The 18,835-nt window shown below is 30.9% G+C and carries 23 protein-coding genes and 1 tRNA gene (1 of these 24 cut by a window edge); 13 read left to right on the top strand and 11 right to left on the bottom strand.

Annotated features, from left to right (window positions below):
- Nucleotides 1-28: 28 nt before the first annotated feature.
- Nucleotides 29-616: a winged helix-turn-helix domain-containing protein gene (locus Q0C16_RS02045; protein WP_292319379.1), complete on the bottom strand. Its 588-nt coding sequence runs from the start codon at nucleotides 614-616 to the stop codon at nucleotides 29-31.
- A gap of 79 nt (nucleotides 617-695) precedes the next feature.
- Between Q0C16_RS02045 and Q0C16_RS02040 the strand changes: the two genes are divergently transcribed.
- On the top strand, nucleotides 696-1,886 hold the full coding sequence (locus Q0C16_RS02040) for an MFS transporter (protein ID WP_292319378.1): 1,191 nt from the start codon (nucleotides 696-698) through the stop codon (nucleotides 1,884-1,886).
- 52 nt (nucleotides 1,887-1,938) lie between these two features.
- Here Q0C16_RS02040 and Q0C16_RS02035 read toward each other — a convergent pair whose 3' ends face one another.
- The 4 genes from Q0C16_RS02035 to Q0C16_RS02020 all read right to left on the bottom strand — a co-directional run bounded on the left by Q0C16_RS02035 (nucleotide 1,939) and on the right by Q0C16_RS02020 (nucleotide 4,451).
- The gene (locus tag Q0C16_RS02035; RefSeq protein ID WP_292319377.1) at nucleotides 1,939-2,484 is read right to left on the bottom strand and encodes a hypothetical protein; all 546 of its coding nucleotides are present in this window, start codon (nucleotides 2,482-2,484) and stop codon (nucleotides 1,939-1,941) included.
- Nucleotides 2,471-3,124, bottom strand: coding sequence for a haloacid dehalogenase (locus Q0C16_RS02030; protein WP_292319376.1), 654 nt, complete (start codon nucleotides 3,122-3,124; stop codon nucleotides 2,471-2,473). The genes Q0C16_RS02035 and Q0C16_RS02030 overlap by 14 nt, the downstream gene beginning before the upstream one ends.
- Nucleotides 3,125-3,196: 72 nt before the next feature.
- On the bottom strand, nucleotides 3,197-4,144 hold the full coding sequence (locus tag Q0C16_RS02025) for a beta-ribofuranosylaminobenzene 5'-phosphate synthase family protein (protein ID WP_292319375.1): 948 nt from the start codon (nucleotides 4,142-4,144) through the stop codon (nucleotides 3,197-3,199).
- 19 nt (nucleotides 4,145-4,163) lie between these two features.
- Complete coding sequence (locus Q0C16_RS02020) at nucleotides 4,164-4,451, bottom strand: 30S ribosomal protein S26e (RefSeq protein ID WP_367117879.1); 288 nt, start codon at nucleotides 4,449-4,451, stop codon at nucleotides 4,164-4,166.
- A gap of 145 nt (nucleotides 4,452-4,596) precedes the next feature.
- Here Q0C16_RS02020 and rpl18a point away from each other — a divergent pair, with 145 nt between their 5' ends.
- The 3 genes from rpl18a to ftsY are packed head-to-tail and all read left to right on the top strand — an operon-like array spanning nucleotide 4,597 to nucleotide 6,219.
- Nucleotides 4,597-4,863 (top strand): 50S ribosomal protein L18Ae, encoded by a 267-nt coding sequence (gene rpl18a, locus Q0C16_RS02015; protein ID WP_292319374.1) that lies wholly within the window; start codon nucleotides 4,597-4,599, stop codon nucleotides 4,861-4,863.
- Nucleotides 4,863-5,300: a prefoldin subunit alpha gene (gene pfdA / locus Q0C16_RS02010; protein ID WP_292319373.1), complete on the top strand. Its 438-nt coding sequence runs from the start codon at nucleotides 4,863-4,865 to the stop codon at nucleotides 5,298-5,300. The genes rpl18a and pfdA overlap by 1 nt, the downstream gene beginning before the upstream one ends.
- A gap of 4 nt (nucleotides 5,301-5,304) precedes the next feature.
- Nucleotides 5,305-6,219, top strand: coding sequence for a signal recognition particle-docking protein FtsY (ftsY, locus tag Q0C16_RS02005; protein WP_292319372.1), 915 nt, complete (start codon nucleotides 5,305-5,307; stop codon nucleotides 6,217-6,219).
- A 16-nt stretch (nucleotides 6,220-6,235) separates the two neighbouring features.
- Here the strand turns inward: ftsY and Q0C16_RS02000 are convergent, their stop codons facing one another.
- The 3 genes from Q0C16_RS02000 to Q0C16_RS01990 are packed head-to-tail and all read right to left on the bottom strand — an operon-like array spanning nucleotide 6,236 to nucleotide 8,903.
- Nucleotides 6,236-7,093 (bottom strand): CBS domain-containing protein, encoded by an 858-nt coding sequence (locus Q0C16_RS02000; protein WP_292319371.1) that lies wholly within the window; start codon nucleotides 7,091-7,093, stop codon nucleotides 6,236-6,238.
- A gap of 6 nt (nucleotides 7,094-7,099) precedes the next feature.
- Complete coding sequence (locus tag Q0C16_RS01995) at nucleotides 7,100-8,089, bottom strand: CBS domain-containing protein (protein ID WP_292319370.1); 990 nt, start codon at nucleotides 8,087-8,089, stop codon at nucleotides 7,100-7,102.
- Between the two features lies 1 nt (nucleotide 8,090).
- On the bottom strand, nucleotides 8,091-8,903 hold the full coding sequence (locus tag Q0C16_RS01990) for a CBS domain-containing protein (protein WP_292319369.1): 813 nt from the start codon (nucleotides 8,901-8,903) through the stop codon (nucleotides 8,091-8,093).
- Nucleotides 8,904-9,137: 234 nt separating this feature from the next.
- Between Q0C16_RS01990 and Q0C16_RS01985 the strand changes: the two genes are divergently transcribed.
- The gene (locus Q0C16_RS01985) at nucleotides 9,138-10,358 is read left to right on the top strand and encodes a methionine adenosyltransferase (RefSeq protein WP_292319368.1); all 1,221 of its coding nucleotides are present in this window, start codon (nucleotides 9,138-9,140) and stop codon (nucleotides 10,356-10,358) included.
- A 1-nt stretch (nucleotide 10,359) separates the two neighbouring features.
- On the opposite strand, the gene Q0C16_RS01980 is transcribed toward Q0C16_RS01985, so the two are convergent.
- Both Q0C16_RS01980 and Q0C16_RS01975 read right to left on the bottom strand, forming a co-directional pair.
- Nucleotides 10,360-12,333, bottom strand: a complete 1,974-nt coding sequence (locus Q0C16_RS01980) for a DUF460 domain-containing protein (RefSeq protein ID WP_292319367.1) — start codon at nucleotides 12,331-12,333, stop codon at nucleotides 10,360-10,362.
- On the bottom strand, nucleotides 12,323-13,225 hold the full coding sequence (locus Q0C16_RS01975) for an RIO1 family regulatory kinase/ATPase (RefSeq protein ID WP_292319366.1): 903 nt from the start codon (nucleotides 13,223-13,225) through the stop codon (nucleotides 12,323-12,325). The genes Q0C16_RS01980 and Q0C16_RS01975 overlap by 11 nt, the downstream gene beginning before the upstream one ends.
- A 258-nt stretch (nucleotides 13,226-13,483) precedes the next feature.
- Here Q0C16_RS01975 and Q0C16_RS01970 point away from each other — a divergent pair, with 258 nt between their 5' ends.
- Complete coding sequence (locus tag Q0C16_RS01970) at nucleotides 13,484-13,843, top strand: winged helix-turn-helix domain-containing protein (protein WP_292319365.1); 360 nt, start codon at nucleotides 13,484-13,486, stop codon at nucleotides 13,841-13,843.
- A 186-nt stretch (nucleotides 13,844-14,029) separates the two neighbouring features.
- Here Q0C16_RS01970 and Q0C16_RS01965 read toward each other — a convergent pair whose 3' ends face one another.
- Nucleotides 14,030-14,476 carry an AAA-associated domain-containing protein gene (locus tag Q0C16_RS01965; RefSeq protein ID WP_292319364.1) on the bottom strand — a complete coding sequence of 149 codons (447 nt, stop codon included), beginning with the start codon at nucleotides 14,474-14,476 and terminating at the stop codon, nucleotides 14,030-14,032.
- 172 nt (nucleotides 14,477-14,648) lie between these two features.
- On the opposite strand from Q0C16_RS01965, the gene Q0C16_RS01960 reads away from it, so the two are divergent.
- From Q0C16_RS01960 to Q0C16_RS01930, 7 genes are all read left to right on the top strand, one after another.
- A complete protein-coding gene (locus Q0C16_RS01960; protein ID WP_367117878.1) occupies nucleotides 14,649-15,053 on the top strand; it encodes a DsrE/DsrF/DrsH-like family protein in 405 nt (134 codons plus the stop codon).
- A gap of 10 nt (nucleotides 15,054-15,063) precedes the next feature.
- The gene (locus Q0C16_RS01955; RefSeq protein ID WP_292319362.1) at nucleotides 15,064-15,303 is read left to right on the top strand and encodes a sulfurtransferase TusA family protein; all 240 of its coding nucleotides are present in this window, start codon (nucleotides 15,064-15,066) and stop codon (nucleotides 15,301-15,303) included.
- 20 nt (nucleotides 15,304-15,323) lie between these two features.
- A complete protein-coding gene (locus tag Q0C16_RS01950) occupies nucleotides 15,324-16,511 on the top strand; it encodes an FAD/NAD(P)-binding oxidoreductase (protein WP_292319361.1) in 1,188 nt (395 codons plus the stop codon).
- A 6-nt stretch (nucleotides 16,512-16,517) separates the two neighbouring features.
- Nucleotides 16,518-16,928: a DUF1641 domain-containing protein gene (locus tag Q0C16_RS01945; protein WP_292319360.1), complete on the top strand. Its 411-nt coding sequence runs from the start codon at nucleotides 16,518-16,520 to the stop codon at nucleotides 16,926-16,928.
- Between the two features lie 103 nt (nucleotides 16,929-17,031).
- On the top strand, nucleotides 17,032-18,213 hold the full coding sequence (locus tag Q0C16_RS01940) for an FAD/NAD(P)-binding oxidoreductase (RefSeq protein WP_292319359.1): 1,182 nt from the start codon (nucleotides 17,032-17,034) through the stop codon (nucleotides 18,211-18,213).
- Nucleotides 18,214-18,223: 10 nt separating this feature from the next.
- A complete protein-coding gene (locus Q0C16_RS01935) occupies nucleotides 18,224-18,664 on the top strand; it encodes a DUF1641 domain-containing protein (RefSeq protein ID WP_292319358.1) in 441 nt (146 codons plus the stop codon).
- 93 nt (nucleotides 18,665-18,757) lie between these two features.
- Nucleotides 18,758-18,835 (top strand) — tRNA-Lys (locus Q0C16_RS01930) (it continues 40 nt past the right edge of the window).

Genomic DNA, 18,835 nt, shown 5'->3' with positions numbered 1-18,835 from the left:
TTATGGTTAAAACATAACTTTATAGTTTTTACGCTAGCTTCCATGGTAAAACAATAGTTAATAATAAATTCGTTTCATCTTTTAAATTTTCTTCTTTTTCAATCTTGTCCATGAATGTGTAAAAGATTTTATTAAAATCTTTTGCTTCTTCTTCATTAAGTGTAGAAAAATAAACAGTAATTAATCCATTTAGAAACTTTTCTTTATATGAATTAAGTTCTTCAGAAGAAGCAATTTTTAATTCTTGTATGAAAACATTTGATATGAAAGAGTTCATAACTAAAAAGGATATCATTAACTCTCTAAAATCATTCTCATTAGTCTCTTTAATTTTTTCCATCAAGTTTATTCTTTTTACTTTGTTGAATAGTTCCTCGTTAATTTTATAGTATTTTTCAACATAATTCTTTGTTATTTGAACTCTTGATATTAGTATTATTTTTTCTTTTAAAAGATCTTTAATTGATTGATAAAGGTTAGATCTAGTTGTTTTAAGTATTTTTGATATTTGAGTTACTGTCATTTCTTTGTTTTTAAATAATAATGCTATTATTGAAAGCTTTGTCGGATTTTTAAATGCTTTTAGCAAGGAATCGGCTAAATTTGTTTCATCCATATTTCCTCCCTTGGTATTTGTTGTCGTATAAATATATAAAATTACGTATAAGAAACTTTTATACGAGGTGGCGTTACTTATGCGTTCAACTGATATTATTGGATTAACTTTTTTAAGATACTTTATGAGCAGGAATCTTTTAAGATTAACCTCAATAATGTTCTATATATATTATATGTGGATATTAATGGTAAAATATAACTCAATATTCTTGGTAAGCTTGATACCAACTACATCTTTATTAGGGTATTTAATAATTCTCTTCCCTGAGGGGTATATTCTTGATAGATTCCCAAGAGAAAAAGTTATGTTTTATAGCTCTGTTTTTATGAGTTTAGTTTATTTTTCATTATTTATTTTTCATTATTTATTTTGGATTTATATTGTTGCCTGCTTATCCTCTTTACTTTCAAATATTTCATCCGACATATTTTCAACATTAATTAAAGAATTAGTAAGTTATAATAATATGAGCAAGGCTATCTCACTTGTTGAAGCTGGTAGAGGTTTTTCAGAAATTATAGGTATAGTCTTAGGAGGTATTTCTATAAGTTTTTTATCGCAATATTTTGTTACTTTAATTGCCTTTTTGTCCTTTGTATCCATAATTCTAAGCATTCCTAAGAAAATAGTTACAATGAATAAAACGAATAAATATGGCTATAAAATTATTATAAAAGTTATAAGAATCATATTAGGTTTCTTATTAATAGGTATGATTATAAATGGCCTATTTATATCTTTGGATGTTTATGCTGCTGGCTTATTTCATATTGTATTGCATACAAATTCTGTTTATTATACTTTATTTCTACTTGGATTTTCTTTGGGTTCATTTCTTGGAGGTTTAATAGGAATTAAGATAAGTCGGTATCTTGAAAATGTTTATTTTATATCACTTTCTATAGCTTTTTTCGGTTTATGCTTTCTTATAATATCGTTAAGCAAGGTACCTATTATAGATATAGGAATTGTTACTATACTTGGTTTATTTAGCGCATTTACTAACATACCATTAACATCAAAATTAATAAAAATAATTCCAAATGAGATTTTAGGCAGGGTTAACTCACTTGCAACTATTTTTTTAGCAAGTTCTTCTCCAATAATGGCACTAATTTATGGTTTTTTAGCAAAATTTTTTCCGTTAACAAACGTTATTTTTATGAATTCTATTTTAATGTTCCTATTATCATTGCCAACTTATTATTTTTTAAAGGATATATTTAGTTATGAAGAAAATGATATTAGATTTAAAATGGATCATTAAATTTTTATGATTTGTATGAGAAATATTTATTAAAGTTCTTTTATTTTAATACCTAATTAAATGAACTTGATACAAATTTTCCCAAAGAATTTTCCACAAAGCTTCTCAATTCGCTTAATAATCCTAAATCATCAGCTTTCTCTAATGCTGTCTCTGCCATTTCTATAGATTTATTTAGATGAGTTTCATCTATATCTTCAATACCATTTTTCAATGCAAGTTCATAAGCGTAAGATGCTTTATATAATGGCGCAAGCACTTTCGCTTTAACCTTAATTTCAATGCTATTCCATATAGGCAAGCATTGAAGAAGCAATCCCATATCTATTAATTCTTTAGCCATAGCAATTCTGTATTCTATATCTTTTTTATTTTCTTCATTTTGTTCTAAGTAATTTTGAAGTCCAATTATTTCAAAAACTGACATTGGGTTCCCGCAATATTTTTTCCTCCTTTCTATAAGTAATTGCTTTAAATCATCATCCATTTTATTTAGCCATTTTACTAGCTCGACTTCTGCTTCATTTAGATCTTCTATCCAATAGACTTTCTCCATTATATTTCTAAATGCTTGATCTATTGGATCAACGTCGCTCATCTTTTTTCCTCTCCATGAGATTGCTTATAACATTTTTTAGGTTTTCTCTTGATTGCAGATCAACTAACAAAGCCTTAGTTTCATCAACTAGGTTTCTCGCTACATCAGCTTTATGCCTTACACCAGGTAAAATAGCATCAGGATAATCTAAGCCCCTAAGTTCTAAATATATTGATTCCATTATTTCTAAAGATTCCCATGCTGAATTAAAATCTCCTTTTCTTACAGATTCTAATGCATATCTTCTTAGTTCTCCAACAACATCTCCCAATCCTTGAAGATAAGGTATTGGAGGTACATTAATTTCTTTATATATAGGTATTTCTTTGTTGGTTATTATGTTTAAGAAGATTTTTGCCTCAACATATTCGCTTATAGCGTTATATAGTAAACCAGAATAGGTAAGCTCTGGTACACTTATAGCTAATTTCATCAATTCATTACTTTTTCTTTCGCATTCATCTAGGTAGTTTAAAGCATTATTTATATTACCTTTATGAGCTTCAGTTATGCTCCATCCACTAAGCCTAATAACATCTCTAGACATTTTTACTACTTCTTCTCTGATAGAGTCTAAATTTTTTAAATATAATTCAATTGATTTAATTGCGTCTTCCAGCTTCCTTTTTTTCTCTAGCATCTTTATCTACTCTCTTAATTTTGTTTAACAAGGATTCATAAATCTTTTTTCCTATTTATGTTTATAATAAATTTATGCTTTTAAAAAAGCACCAGTATTATCTACTTTTGTAACCCAAACTTTTCCTCCACCAAGTTTTTTAACTAGCTCATTTATTACTTCTAATGCTTTGTCTGATTTTTTATAATCAAATAGCCCATAAGTTGTAGGACCCCAGCTTGATTGGCATGCACAATATGCGCCTAAGCTTTTTAGCTCATTTATTATCTCTTCCACCTCTTTGCAACAGTATATACTGTCTTGATATTTTTTCCAATATCTCCCCAAGGAAGAATTAAACTCTGTAAGCCCTTCACCAAAAGATTTAAAATCTCCTTCTTCAAAACTCGGCATTATTTTCATTAAGACTAATCTTGATAAATAGGAGGAAAATGATTCTTCCATTACGGGTAAGTTTGATAAAATCTCTTCTTCATGTTCTTTCAATTCCAATATTTTTTTAATAGGTTTTTCAGGTAATGCAACAATAATTCTAAGGTCGTCAGGAACGATGCCTCTAAATATTAGTGGGGCCACATTATTATCTTTAACTCCTCCGTCTATAATAAATCCGCCATATTTGAAAGCATTTACACCTAATCCTGAGTTTTGATTACCTCTATTTGTTAGTTTTGCTAGTTCATCTATGCTTGCTTTTTTATTGCATAAGTAGGTAATACCAAATCCTATAGACAATATTAATGATGTAGTTCTTCCAAGGCCAACGTTTTTTGGTATATCTTCAATTATTTCGGCCTCAAAAGATTTATTACAATTCAAATATTGCTTATAAATTGTTATATAATTAATAATATCTTCATTTTTTGCATAATCAGTTTCTGATAAACTTAATTTTAATACAAATCTTGGATTTTCTAATGCGAATCCTAGCGTTCCATACTTTCTTCCTAAATTACCGTTAAGATCTATATTTCCAATATGAACATGACTGGGCGCAGAAATCAAAACTTCTTTTTTCATTAATATCCCCAAGAACTACCTACAAAAGGTTTGTTCTTGGTTTTCTTGAATCTTCTGCTCTTATTTTTACTAATCCAAAGTGTATCGCACAGCTTATGCAGTAGCACTTTGTAACTGGATATTTTGGTATTATTGCTCCTTTTTTTGTTAGCTCTTCAGCTAGTTGTGGATCTACTGGCATGTAATCTCTAGTTACGCATATTGCTTTGTCTTCTGGGACTAGTCTACCGCAATTGTCGCACTGAATTAATCTTGATTTGCCTTTATCCCCTTTTCTTCTACCCCTGCTTTCTCTCTTTTTTGGCAACTTTAGCACCATATCTTTACCATTTCCTAGAATTTATAAGTTAAAATGGAGCTTTTTTTAAATGACCTTATGTATTTAAAAACATTTAAAATGTTACATAATATTATTTAGCTAATGGGAGTTAAAAATAGAAGGAGGATTCAGAATGGCAAGCGAAATAAAGGTATATTTAGTAAAAGGAAAAATGATGGTTGCTCATGATAAATTCCCAACATGGAGTAAGTTTGAAGTATATGTAAGAGGTATGAAAAAAGAGCATGCTATAGAAAGAGTATATTCAGAATTAGGTAGCAGGCATAAAATGAAAAGGGAGCATATAAAAATAGAATCTGTTGAAGAAATTCCATTAGAATATGTGTCTGACCCGTCGCTATTAAAGTTGTTGGAAATTAATGGAGTGGTGAAGCACTAATGTCGAGATCTCAAACAATAGATCCAAATGCGTTGATTGCACAACTTGAAGCTATAAGATCAGAAATATCGCAATTAAGAACATTGATATCTCAACTACTACTTCAAAAAGATGGAGTTACGAAGGCAAAATCTAGTATAGATTCTATAAGCAATGGCCCAGAAGGAGATGTGGTTTTTCCTTTAGATCCAGGTTACGTTGCAATGACTTTAGCAAAGCCAAGCGATAAAAACCATTTTATTATATATTTAGGTGCAGATATATTTGCAAAGCTAGATACTAGTGAAGCTATGAAAATTTTGACTGAAAGAGAAGGGGAGCTAAACCAAGCTATAAATGATGTTAGTCAAAGGCTTTCTCAACTAGAAAAGCTCGAAGATCAATATGAAGCGATTTTACAACAAATAGCAGAGCAGGTACAGCAACAAAAGGTGTAATGTTTTGTTTGAAGGCCTAAAAAAGGCCTTTCAAAAAGTAGCTAATACTTTTAAGGAAAAGGTTGAATATAAAGAAATAAAGGAAGATGATATTGAAGAAATACTTGATGACTTAAAATTAGATATGATAGAAAATGATGTGGCATACGATATAGCCAATAATATTATCGATGATGTAAAAAAACAATTAATAGGACTTAAAATTAAAAGAGGGGAAGAAGTAGAAGAAGTTGTTAAGGATTCTATAAAGAAATCAATAATAAAATCGTTTGGTAATGATAATATTGACTTAATAGATAAAATAAAAAGCAAATGCTCTAAAAGCGAGCCTTATGTTATAGTTTTTCTTGGAATAAATGGAGTAGGAAAAACAACAACAATAGCAAAATTTGCAAACATGTTAAAAAAGAGCGGCATTTCTGTAGTTATTGCAGCTGCGGATACATTTAGAGCAGGTGCACAAGAACAAATTGATGTTCATGCTAAGAAAATCGATGTACCTATAGTAAAAGGTCAGTATGGAGCGGATCCCGCAAGTGTTGCATATAACGCTATATTATTTGCAAAATCAAGAAGTCTATGCACTGTTTTAGTTGATACAGCAGGAAGAATGCACAGCGATGTAGATCTGATGGGAGAATTAAAAAAGATTGTTAAAGTAACTAAACCCGATATGAAGATATTAGTAGTCGACGCATTGACCGGTAATGATGCAGTCGAGCAGGCTAAGATGTTTAATGAGAATATAGGAATTGATGGTATAATAATAACCAAAATTGATGCTGATGTTAAAGGAGGTGTAGCGATATCTGTTTCTAATGTGACAAACAAGCCAATACTTTTTATAGGGTATGGGCAAAGTTACAATGATATTAAGAGATTTGATTCAATTGAATATGTAAATAATTTATTCGGTTAGTTAAAAAATCAGTATTTTATTCCCTGGCTACAATGTTCATGAATTCCAATTTTGTTATTATTCCTATTAACATGTTATTGTCAACTACTGGCAGAACGCCTATATTTTCATCGATCATAATTTTTGCTCCATTAGATGAATCTTCATCAGGTTTTATTATCAAAGGATTAGGAGACATTATATCTTCTGCTATTGGGACCAAATACATCCTCAAACTAATTATTTTTTCTTTATATAAATCTGGTACTTTATTTTTAATATACCTATCTTTACCCCTAGACATAAGAACTGATAAAGGAATTTGTGCATATGCAATATCTTTTTTCGTTATAACTCCAATAGGTTTATTTGCTTCATCAACTACTATTACCTTGCCAGTAAGGTCAGCTTCGATTAGCCTAGCTATATAAAATATGCTATGACCTGGTAAAGCAGTTGAAAAATCCTTTCTCATTATATCGCTAACCTTATATTTTCCTTTGAATTTATCATAGTATGCTTTGACTATATCTGTTTTAGTTATAATTCCGACGAGCTTTTTATCAGAATTAACAACTGGTAGTCCTCCTATTCTATGCTTTAGCATTAGCTGGGATGCAGATTTTATACTTTTTGATTCTTCTATTATTATAGGATCTTTTGTCATAACTTCTCCTACTAATATAGAATCGAGAGGTTTATGATAATTTTTTCCAAAAAGAGCTCCAATTATATCAGTTGTTGTTAATATACCTATCGGAACCTCTTTTTCATTTACTATTATTAGCCTGCTTATTTCTTTTTTTAGCATTAAATTTCTCGCATATGCTAAGGAATCGTTTGGAGAAACAGCATATACTGGGGTTCTCATATATGATGATATTCTGGGTGCCATTTGATATCACCTTAAAGCTAATGACATAAGTACGTCTCTCTCTGTAATAATTCCAACAGCCTCATTGTTATCATTAGTGACTATTAAGCTATTTGTGTTATTGTTTATCATTTCAGCTGCAGCATCTCCTATATCAGCATTTTCATTGATCGTATTTATTTCCTTTTTCATTATTTGAGTTAAAGGTGTGGAGAGTATTTCTTCTATATCATATGAACTAAGGTTTTTGAAAGCTTCGTGAGAGCCAAAATAATTAATGAAATCCTTTGCTGATACTATTCCAATAATTTCAGGTAGAGATATAGAAATTACTGGAATCCTTCTAAAACCATATAAAGACATTAACTGGGCCGCTCTTTTTAATGTATCGTTATCATAGGCTGCAACTATATTTGATGTCATAATCGATGAAACTTTCTTTCCTGTGTTTTTGTATGTTATGTGTTTAACAATATCATGCTCAGTTATTACTCCAAAAACCTTGCTTTGCTCATCAACAACTGGTAACATGCCTAGGCTATTAACAGCCATTATCTTAATTATATCGGTCAATTTGTTTGATGTTTTAACAAATACTGGCATAGAATTCATTATACTTGATATTTTTTCATTTTGGATAGCATTAAATAGATTTTTTGCATATCTCTTTTGTATTATATTATAGAACTCTCCTCCTCCAAGATAGTTCACTAAATCAGTAGCCATGAGTATGCCTCTTAATAGTTGCTTCGTGTCGACAACAACTAAACCCCTTACGTTATATTGAGACATTTTCTCTAATGCATCTAAAATAGTTGAATTATAGTTTATAGTGATTGCTGGCTTTGATGCTAATATGCTAGCATCTCCTGGTTTCTCTTTTATTTTTTGAGACCAATTCGGCTCTGAATCAGCTCTTACATATCTATAACCAATAGAATACTTTGATGATATGCTTGTAACAGGTTTAACTGCTTTAGATACCTTAATGTTCGTCATCCTCCTAGAACTGCTCATATCAATCACCTCTAATTATTATCTTTGCTAAATCTTCTCTATCAATTATACCGATAACTTTTTTATCGTTTTCGCTAGATACTATTGGTATCCTGCCATAATCTTTTTTGACCATTGGTATGGAAATTTCATAAAGGGTAGACCACGGATATCCGTAAATAACAGTATAGGTCATAGCATCTTTAACCTTTGTGGTTTTAACTATTCCAGATTCACTTTCAAAATGAACTCTAGTATAACCCTTTTTAATTAAATCAAACTGAGTTATAATTCCAACCAGTTTCTGTTTTTCATTTGCAACTGGAAGACCTGCGTATTTTAATTCTACCATCTTTTTCCAAATTTTAGATATTGGATCATCAGGGCTTACGACTATTGGATCCTTGGTCATGTAGTCTTCTGCTTTAAGACTTTTTAAATAATCCTTTGCATTATTAAATAAAAATCTTACTATATCTGAAATACTGAATAATCCAATATATTTTTTATTCTCAATTATTGGAAGTTCCCATTTATCATATTTAAACATGAGCTCTAAAGCATCTATTATTTTAATATCTGGGTTTAATTCTATTGGTAATTCTTTAACTATAGAACTAGCTATTGCATTGGTTTTTGTAGAAGATACTATTAATATATCTCCTCTATCTATAATGCCTATGAAATTCCCGGTATTCTTGTCTATTATAGGTAATGCTCTAGCTCCTGTAGTTCTTATAATTTTTCTTAAAGTTGCTACAGAGTCATCACTATATCCAATGGGTCTGGACTTGTCAATTAAGGAAATAATTTTTGTGTTACCTATTTCATACAAAAAGGATTTCTGCAGGTTTCTCACCCATTTATATTATAAATGATCAAGTATTTATGTTTATCTTTAGATTTTTTTCAATTAACTCTAAAGTAGGTTATACGATAAACTTAATAACACAATTAATTAAGAAATAAAAATATTTTGTAATTTATATAATAAATAAGTATGGGCAAAATAATTTAAAACTTTGTATTATATTTTAAAAGAGCAGAGACTATTTAAAAGGTGCGAAGAATGGTGAAAAATGTAGTAATAAGGGAATTGGTAAACGCTTCTGTTCAGGATAATCAGATTGAACTTGTTGAAAGGAAGGGCCTTGGCCATCCGGATTATATAAGTGATGCTGTATCTGAAGAAGCTAGTAGACAGCTGAGCCTTTATTACTTACAAAGATTTGGGGTTATAATGCATCATAATTTAGATAAGGTTTTACTAGTTGGAGGTCAGGCAATGCCAAAGTGGGGCGGAGGAGAAGTACTTCAGCCTATATACATAATAGTTTCGGGCAGGGCAACAACTGAAGTTAAAACCTCGGAAGGAGTTGAAGAGATTCCTCTGGGAAGGATTGTAGTTAAAGCTGTTAAAGATTGGATTTCAAACAATTTAAGGTTTTTAGACACAGAACAACATGTTATAGTTGATTATAAAATAGGAAAAGGAAGCGCAGATTTAAGAGGTATATATGATTCAAAGTCTCAATCTCATAGATCTAACGATACAAGTTTTGGAGCTGGTTTTGCTCCTATGACTACACTTGAAAAATTAGTTTATGAGACTGAGAGAGCTTTGAACAGTAAAGAATTTAAGAGCAAAGTTCCTGCATCAGGAGAAGATGTTAAGGTAATGGGTTTAAGGAATGGAAATAATATAGATATAACAATTGCAAATGCGATAGTATCAAGGTTTGTAACTAATCCTAGTGAGTATTTACAAATTAAGGAAGAAATCAAGGAAAAAGTATTAGATATCTCATCAAGATTAGCATCAAATTATAATGTAAGGGTATATATAAATAATGGAGATTTGCCTGACGAAGGAGTATTTTATCTTACAGTAACAGGTACAAGTGCAGAACATGGAGATGACGGTGCAACAGGTAGAGGAAATAGGGTTAATGGTTTGATAACTCCAATGAGACCAATGAGTCTTGAGGCAACGGCTGGTAAAAACCCAGTTACTCATATAGGTAAAATTTATAATGTTGCATCAAAAGAAATAGCTGAACAAATATATTCTAAAGTTAATGGTGTAAAGGAAGTAACAGTGAGATTATTAGGCCAAATCGGAAGGCCAATAAATGATCCTTTGATAGCAGATGTCGCTGTAATACCTGAAAATAATTCAAAGGTAACATCTAATATGAAAGAAGAGATAAACAGTATTGTTGAGGAATATCTTGAGAATTTACCTTCGCTAACGATGAGAATACTTAAAGGAGAAGCATCTCTATACTAGTTTAAAATTTATTTTTTCTATATTGCTCTATTATATTTTTCAAATTGATGTTATCCTCATTAGTTTTTCTGATTTCCTTTCCTTTTCTTTTTATATCACTTAATATTGTTGATGGACCAAAAGTGAAAATATCTATATCGAAAATATTATATTTGGTTTTATTTAAAACAACAATTCCTTTTTTTGTTAAGAGTTCTGAAAGAGTAGTATCATCTCTATTTAATAAAACCCCATAGACTTTGCTTTTTTCTATATAATTTAATGCTTCGTTTTCAAATGATCCTTGATCTTCAACTAATATAACATCTCCTTCTTTTATTTTTCCATAAATTTCTTCAATTTTTTTAATATTGTTTATTTTTAAAGATTGTAATCTTTTTAAAATTATTAGCTCATTGTTTAATATTTTTATTAAAACGCTTTTAAATATATTGTTTTTTTCATTTGCAACGTTTAAGTTCATTTCAATTTCATTAATAAGTGAATTAAGTCTAGTAACATCTCCTTTAAGCTTCTTTATTTCTTCATCTTTTAGTAGCTCTGCTTTTAAGTTTTGTTTAGCAATTCTAACTTCATTTTCAGCTATAGAAAGCGATTTTTTCATTTCATTGAGCTTATTTTCGAGTACAATTTTTTCTGCTTCTAATTTTTGTATTTTGTAAATTAATTCGTTAAAACTTTGATTATCATTGTTGCAATTGTTATTGATTTGCTCTTTGTAGTTTTCATTTAAGTTCAGCATCTCATTGATTTGTTTTTCTATAGCTTCAGCTATGGTTATACCTTTTATCACATCTGCTTTTATTTTTTCTACATCAAGGTCTATGTCTATTTTTTCTACATAAGATTCTACTTGTGATAACTTTGATTTATAATTAAGGTAAGCCTTATAGGCGGCTGCTAAGGCATCTCTTTCATGTGTTGTATCAGGATTATCTCCGCCCGTTGCTTTTAATGCAAGGTTGCTTTTATCTACAACGAGCATGTCTTCAGGAGGGACATAAATTTCAGCATTTATCTGGCCAGCAAGTTTTTTAACCATGTCAGGTATTATATCAACATCAACGGCTAACAAAATAGGTCTTCCATAGGAGTAAATAAGAGATATTATATCTCCTCTATCCATTTCTTTCTTGCTTCCTAGATATAATATATTTCCATTTAGATCTATAATTGCTATTCCTGCAGTAATACCTGGATCAATACCCACTATTATTGGTTTATCAGGTTTTTCAGTATTGTTTCCAAACAAGATTTTTCCATCATAAACAGATTTAATTGATATACTGTAATCTATTCCTTTATGAGGTTTAACTATACCAAATAATTTCTCTCTTGGGGCATACACAGTAAAAACTGCAGAATCTATACCACCTTCTCCCTTTCTTACAAACATATCATAATCAATACCTGCTTTTTCAAGAGATTCTTTAATTTTATTAGCAGCAATATTTACAGATGCCCTTATTCTTCTTTGATATCTACCTTGGCTCATACCACCGCTTTTTGACCACCTACCTTTAGATACTATAACTTGTGTTTTTTCATTGCTAAAACCAATTTTTACTCCTTTACCTTTAGCTGCAATTACTGCTGCTAAGTAAGCTGTTTTGCTTGGTGAAAGCTTTGCTTGGTCTATCTCTAAATTTAATTGTTTTGCTACATCTTTTAATTCAACAAATTTGCCTTCATTTATTGTTACTTGGATTAGCTGAGTATTAGGGGGAAGAAGAGAGAGAAATTTAGACAAAGATTTTTCGTCAGGAACTATCTCAAATATGTTATCTGTTGCAATTAATTTAGGTCTCCATTCCCATGCAAGCCTAATTAGAGAAGACAAAGAGACTCCATTAATTTTGTTAATCATTTTTAAATCTTTGTCTAATATAATGGCAGTAAATTTATGATTTTCTTTAGAGAGGGGGCTTCCACTTTCTATATCAATGCCAATAAAAAATTCTTTTTTATCTTCCATCAATTCCCCCCTTAATATTATTTATTAGCTCTTCTACTTTTACCTCTACTCCAGATTTTTTATGCAAATAAAAGGCTAAATATTCAAGTTCTTTTTTTAAAACTATATCTGAATTTTTGTTCTTTATTCTTATATATTGCGGCCAATCTATTATAAAACCTCTTGGCTTTTCATTATTACTAACTATTATATTATATGGGCTTAGATCTCCATGTATTATACCTATTTTCGTATAGGCAATCCTTAATGTTATTATTATATCATTTAATATAATTTTAGCTATTTCCTTATCTAAATACTTAAGTTTATATAGCTCTATCCCATCAATTTTTTCCATAATGAAAGAATTTCTGTTGTTATAAATAGGCTCTGGCACGTTAGCTCCATTTTTCCATAGTTCATTTAAAATTTTAAATTCTCTTAAAGCAACTTTTTTTGATAAGTCTATCCATGATATCCATTTCTTGAAATCAAATTCTCTTTTTCTTTTTATTGCTTTAAATGATGTTCTTCCTTCTCTATGAAATTTAATAACCGATTCCTTTCCAGAAACTAATTGAGCAATATAAATATCACTTTCTTTACCAGTATTTATTTTATGCCCTAAATCCGAAATAATATTTTTATTAAAATAGAATCTTACAGATAGCATGTCTAATCCATCAAAAGTTAATTGGTAACCATAAAAAGGGGAAGTTTCAGAAACTATTAGATGAAAGTCAAGCAGTTTTTGTATCGTGCGCTTAATGGAACTCGACGGTAATTTAGACGCCTTCTCAATTAATTCTAAAGGAACAAAACCGTACTTTTTCATTAGCCTTTCAATTAAACTTAAAACTTTGAAATCATTTGTATCCATGTTGTAGTATTTCTCCTTTAATGATATCCCCAATTTTTTATCACTGTAATTATTTCTTCTGTATTTAATGCTTTTATACAGCATTTAAAATTTTTATAATTTATTATAGAATGTATTTTATTTTTTACTAAAGTGGGAATATGTTACAAATATATTTGTAAATGAAAGATTAGCTGTTTTTTAAATAATAAAATTAATACTTTAATAACTATATTGGATACAAAAAAATATTAACCCTGTATTGCATAGATATTAAACGCTGAGATAGTTAGAAGCAGAGAGTGAAATGATATGACAGAAAGTGTGCCTGCTAAGGAAGGTATTTATGAAAGGGATAAGGTATTGTATGTAATTGGACCCAAAGCAATCGCTAAGGTTTCGTCGGCATTGGCAAGCGATACTAGAGCAAAAATATTAGCAATACTGCAAAAAGGGCCTGCTGACTTAGAAGATTTGGCAAATTTAGTAAACCAAAGCAAGGCTAATGTAAGCAGCCAAATAAGGAGATTGGAAGAAGTTGATATTGTCAGGTCAAAATATTCACCTGGTCAAAGAGGCATTAAAAAAATCGTTGAGTTGATGGTAAATAAAATGGTTATGGTAATAGCTCCAGATAAGTTACAAGAAGCTCAAGAAAAGGATTTAATATAAAAATATAAAACACTTTAAAGTAAACAGATCTTGTGCTAAAAACAACAACTATAATTCAATTATTTCTTATTATTAAATTTATTATATTTGATCATTGAGATTATTATAGATTAGAGTTCTAAATAGAACTTTTTATGGCAGAGGTAATAAGCTTAAATAAAGTTAAAATCATAATTATTAAAAAATTCAATCTGAAACGACACTTATTCCTATTAATGCCAACCATTGCGTTATTACAGGTAGTGCAACGTCTAAATTAGTATAACCATTTTTTTCTAAAATTTTATTTAATTGCTCTAGAGTTATTTTATTCTTTTTAACTTCAGCTATTATATCTTTAAATGGTTCTATATTTTTATTTATCTTTTTCAAAATAATTCTTAAATCTTTGTTTTCCATATCCTCCATTTTTTTACCTACTTCAGTTAATACTAGATCTCCGTTTTCCTGTTTTATAAGGCCTAACATCTCAGCTGCTTTAATTACATGAGGCAAGATATCTAAGTCCACGTCTAGCATTTCATCTAATCTAGAAGAGTCTACCCTACCACCTATCGAATTTAAATATTTTACAAGACCTATTACCTGATCTACATAAACAAGTGGGAATTGCTCCATAACTCTATTCAGCACCTAATATGAATTTTGTTTTCTAGGGAATTTAAATTTATATTATATTTAAAATAGTTTTTGATTTTCTTTATAGAGACTAGTATATAAATTATACTATTTTTATTGTATAGATAGTGTATATGTTAAAATATAAGATTCTCTACAAAGGAAATATTAAAGTGAGAGGTGTGGTATGTTGTCTAAGCTATCTATTATAGTTTATTCGGGTACGGATGATAAATTAATTCCTGTAGGGGTTATAGCCCAGGGCGCAGCTGCCCTAGGTATGGATGTGCAAATTTTTGTAACAGGATGGGCATTAACTAAATTCACAAAAAAGCAATCAAATCCTGTATGGCCGAAGGAATTTGAAAATATGGTTCCAATGCTAATGGAAGGTATGAAGAAAAGCAACGCACCTTCATGGATAGAAATGGTAAAAGAAGCTAAATCTATGGGGGCAAAAGTATATGCGTGCAGCTTAATGGCATCTGTCATGGGGCTAAAGAAAGAAGATTTCAATGAATTGATTGATGATATTGTTGGAGTTGCAACATTTTTACAACAAGCTGAAGGAGGTCAAACATTGTTTATTTAAGGTGAGAAATATGAGCGAAGCTAAAAAAGTTGTAGACGCGAGAGGTCTGTCATGCCCTGGGCCTATCACGAATTTAACAAAAGCTTATAGAGATGCTAAAAATGGAGATGTATTAGAAATTTGGGCTACTGATCCTGGTTTTAAGAGCGATATAAAAGCATGGATTGAGAGAACGAAAAATGAATTAGTCGAGTTAAGGGAAGAAAAGGATAAAATTATAGCAATTATTAAAATTACAGCTAAAAAATAATTTTTTTAAGCGTGATTAATATGGCAGAAAAAAAGAAATTTTTGATAGTAGGGGGAGGGGCTGGAGGGGCTATTCTGGCTAACTCTTTAGTTAAAGATTTTGATGTTACCGTTATAAATGATAGCCCATATCACTATTATTGGCCTCAGTTATTGCAAATAGCATTTAGAAATGATTATTCTAATTTATATAGATCATTAAGCTCTTTATTAGTAAAGGGTGTAAATTTAGTTATAGATAGAGTTAAAAAAGTTGATTTACAAGACAGGATAGTAACTTTAAGCAATAATAAAACTATGAACTATGATTATGTAGCAATTGCTCCAGGAGTTACAATAGAACATAAAGGCATCGATGGAAATGAAAAGCTAGTAGAGCAATATGGAGATTTTCATTCTACACCTCAAAATGCGTCAAAGGTTTTCGATGTTGTTAGTAATATGAAAAAAGGGACATTTGTAATAGCTGTAGGAGATCCATACCATAGATGTCCGCCATCACCTTATGAAGGTATTTTGTTAGCAGATGAAGTGTTTAGATTGAGAGGAGTTAGAAATGATATTAATATGATATTAGCAGTACCATATCCTAGGGCTTATCCTGCAGAAACGTTTAATGAAGTACTAGAGCCTATACTAAAAGAAAGAGGCATTAATGTAATGACTTTCTTCACAGCAGATAAAATTGATACAGAAAATAAAAAGATAACGTCTCTAGAAGGAGAAGAATTAAGCTACGATGCAGCTATTGTAGTCCCAGTTCACAAGGGACCAAAAATTGAAATTAAACCAGATGACGCAATCAACCAAGATGGTTTTATAAATGCCGATAAGTTTACAAATCAAATATTGAAATATGATGATGCATTTGCAATAGGAGATGCATCAACTTCAGCTAATGCAAAGACTGGAGTTACAGCTCATTTACAAGCAAAAGTTGTTTCTAAAAGGGTTTTAGGATTAGATGCTAGGAATACAGGAAGAACAAATTGTCCAACAGAATTAGGATTCGAAAAAGGAACATTTGTTATAAGCGATTATAATCATCCTGCAGCAAAGGTTCCAGCTAATACAATTAATTTTATAATGAAGAGATTGTTTGCAGATGCTTATTGGGATATAATAAGACATCCTGAATTCTGGGATCCTATATTTGATGTTTATTTTGAAAATACACAACCAGAGGTTTTATGGAAGTTGTTTAGGTGATATGGTATGGAGGAAATAAATGAGGCAGAACTCCAATCAGAAAGCCTCGAAAGGCTTCTTCATTTGGTTGAAATGGTAAATAATATTTTAAAAGATGAAGAACTCTTAAAGGCGATATCTAAGTTAGTTGTGAGTGAGGAGACCTTTCTGATAATTGATAGGCTACCTCAACTAATTAAGTTAATAGAGCAACTAACAAGACAAGAAAACTTAGAAAAAATTGAGTTAATGTTAAGCTTATTACAATCCTTAGACAAACAGATGCTTGAAAAATTAAGTAATGCATTTAAAGCTATTAAGGCTGAAGAAAAAGTCAAACCAATGTCAATATCTAAGATGATCACAACATTATCAGAACCAGAGGTTTCAAAAGGATTAAATGTTATGCTAAATTTATTAAAGGCCTTGGGTTCATAAGTTTATAATATTTATTTTTTATTTGTTTTCAACGTTTAATATTTTTTATTAGTAAGGCTTTTTAAAGTGATGTATTAACAATTTAAAAGGAAAGGTGGTTAGCTTGACAAAAAAGATTGTTATAGCAGGTGGCGGTATTGGTGGTTATATTTCAGCAAAAAGACTAAAAGAACAGATTAAAAAGAAAAATATAGATGCAGAGGTTTTGGTTGTAAACAAAGATGGTTTTCATTACATGCCTCCTCTCTTCTTTGATGTAGCCTTCGGTTATGGAGAGCCCGAAGATACTAGGGCTCCTGTTGTGAATATGGAAAAATATGGCATTAAAACAGCTGTAGATGAAATTCAAAAAATAGATGCTGCTAATAGAACTGTTGTCGGAGCTAAAGGCAAATATCAGTATGATTACCTAGTGGTTTCATTAGGTACAGACCAAGGTTGGAATGCCTATCCAGGATTAGATAAAGATGGTGTTCATAACTTTACATTAGAAGGAGCATTAGAGATGAAAAAAGCATTAAGCCAAGTTAAAGATAATTCTAATATTGTTTTACTAGTTCCAGAATTCCCCTATAGATGCGGAATTTATCCATACGAAGCCGCGCCGATGCTTTCTTTATACACAAAGCAAAGGGGTAGAAAAGCGAAAGTTACATTATTGGATCCAATACCTGCTCCAATAATGCCAGTTCCAAATGGAGGTTTAGGGCCTGAAATATCAAGATTTTTAAAGGAAACTTTGGACGAGTTTGGAGTAGAATATGTGCCAAATGCGAAACTTAGAGAAGTTGATGTTCAAAAGAAAACAGTTGTAACAAGTTCTGGTGAATTTAAATATGATTTATTAGTAAAGATTCCGCCTGCAAGATTACCAAAAGCATTGGAAAATAGTGAAGGCTTTGTATTTAAGCAGGATCCAAGATGGTCACCAGCTATGCCTAGAAGTATGAGGCATCCACAATATGATGATGTATACATGGCTGGAGAACATAGTTTACCAACAATAGGAATTGGTTTAGCAGGAGTATTTGTTGAATCCATGGCAATTACTGCATCAGGTAATATAATAGCTGATTTAACCGGATTCGCCCCCGCACAGCCTTATAGCCCAGTTACATGCGTCGGATACGCAGGAGAAAGAGGATGGATGGGAACTTGCGAAGTACCATTTGATGAACAAAAAGGGATGTATGTACCAAAATGTTACTTTGTTGGTAAATATACTGTTGGAAGGTTATTGAAGCAAGGATTCTATGGAGGTTGGATTGACTCTTTAAAATTCTGAGGTGAGAAAGATGGTAGAAGGAAATGTAGAGGAAGTTTCACCCGAAGTTCAAGCTCAAACTTTAGGAGAGTTATTAAATTCTGTTGCTGCTCTTAAAAAGAGCGGTCTTCTAGGTCTTTTAAATTATCTAGCTGAAAAATCTGATGATACGTTCTTGACAGTAGCGGATGATCCAGTATTAATGAGACTAGCAGGCTTACTAGCAACATTAGGCAGAGGTATTGAAAAAGTTGATGGAACTCAATATGCAAAGGCAAAAATGGCTGTTGAAGATTTAACAAATTGTGCCTTTAATGCGTTAGGGAATGTGGATGTTAGTAAGCCAAGAAAATTAGGTTTATTAGGATTAATGAGAGCCTTAGGAGATCCTGATGTGTCTCAAGGATTAGGTATATTGCTCGATATTGCAAAAGGCCTAGGGGCTTGTGCCAGGTCTAAGAAATCTCAATAAATCTAACTTTTTTGGTTAGGGATATTTAACCATATCTTCTTTCAAACTGACAGTAGTGTTTTTAATCCTAAATAAAATAGCAATATATGCGGAGGGCCCGTAGCTCAGCCAGGTAGAGCGGCGGGCTTTTAACCCGTAGACAATAGGCAGCCAGCCTGCCGTAGGCGGAAG

It is taken from the genome of Caldisphaera sp., assembly GCF_023256325.1.
In the GTDB taxonomy this organism is placed as follows: Archaea; Thermoproteota; Thermoprotei_A; order Sulfolobales; family Acidilobaceae; genus Caldisphaera.
The sequence above is the reverse complement of the archived record's forward strand: the minus strand, read 5'-3'. Positions and strand labels throughout refer to the sequence as shown.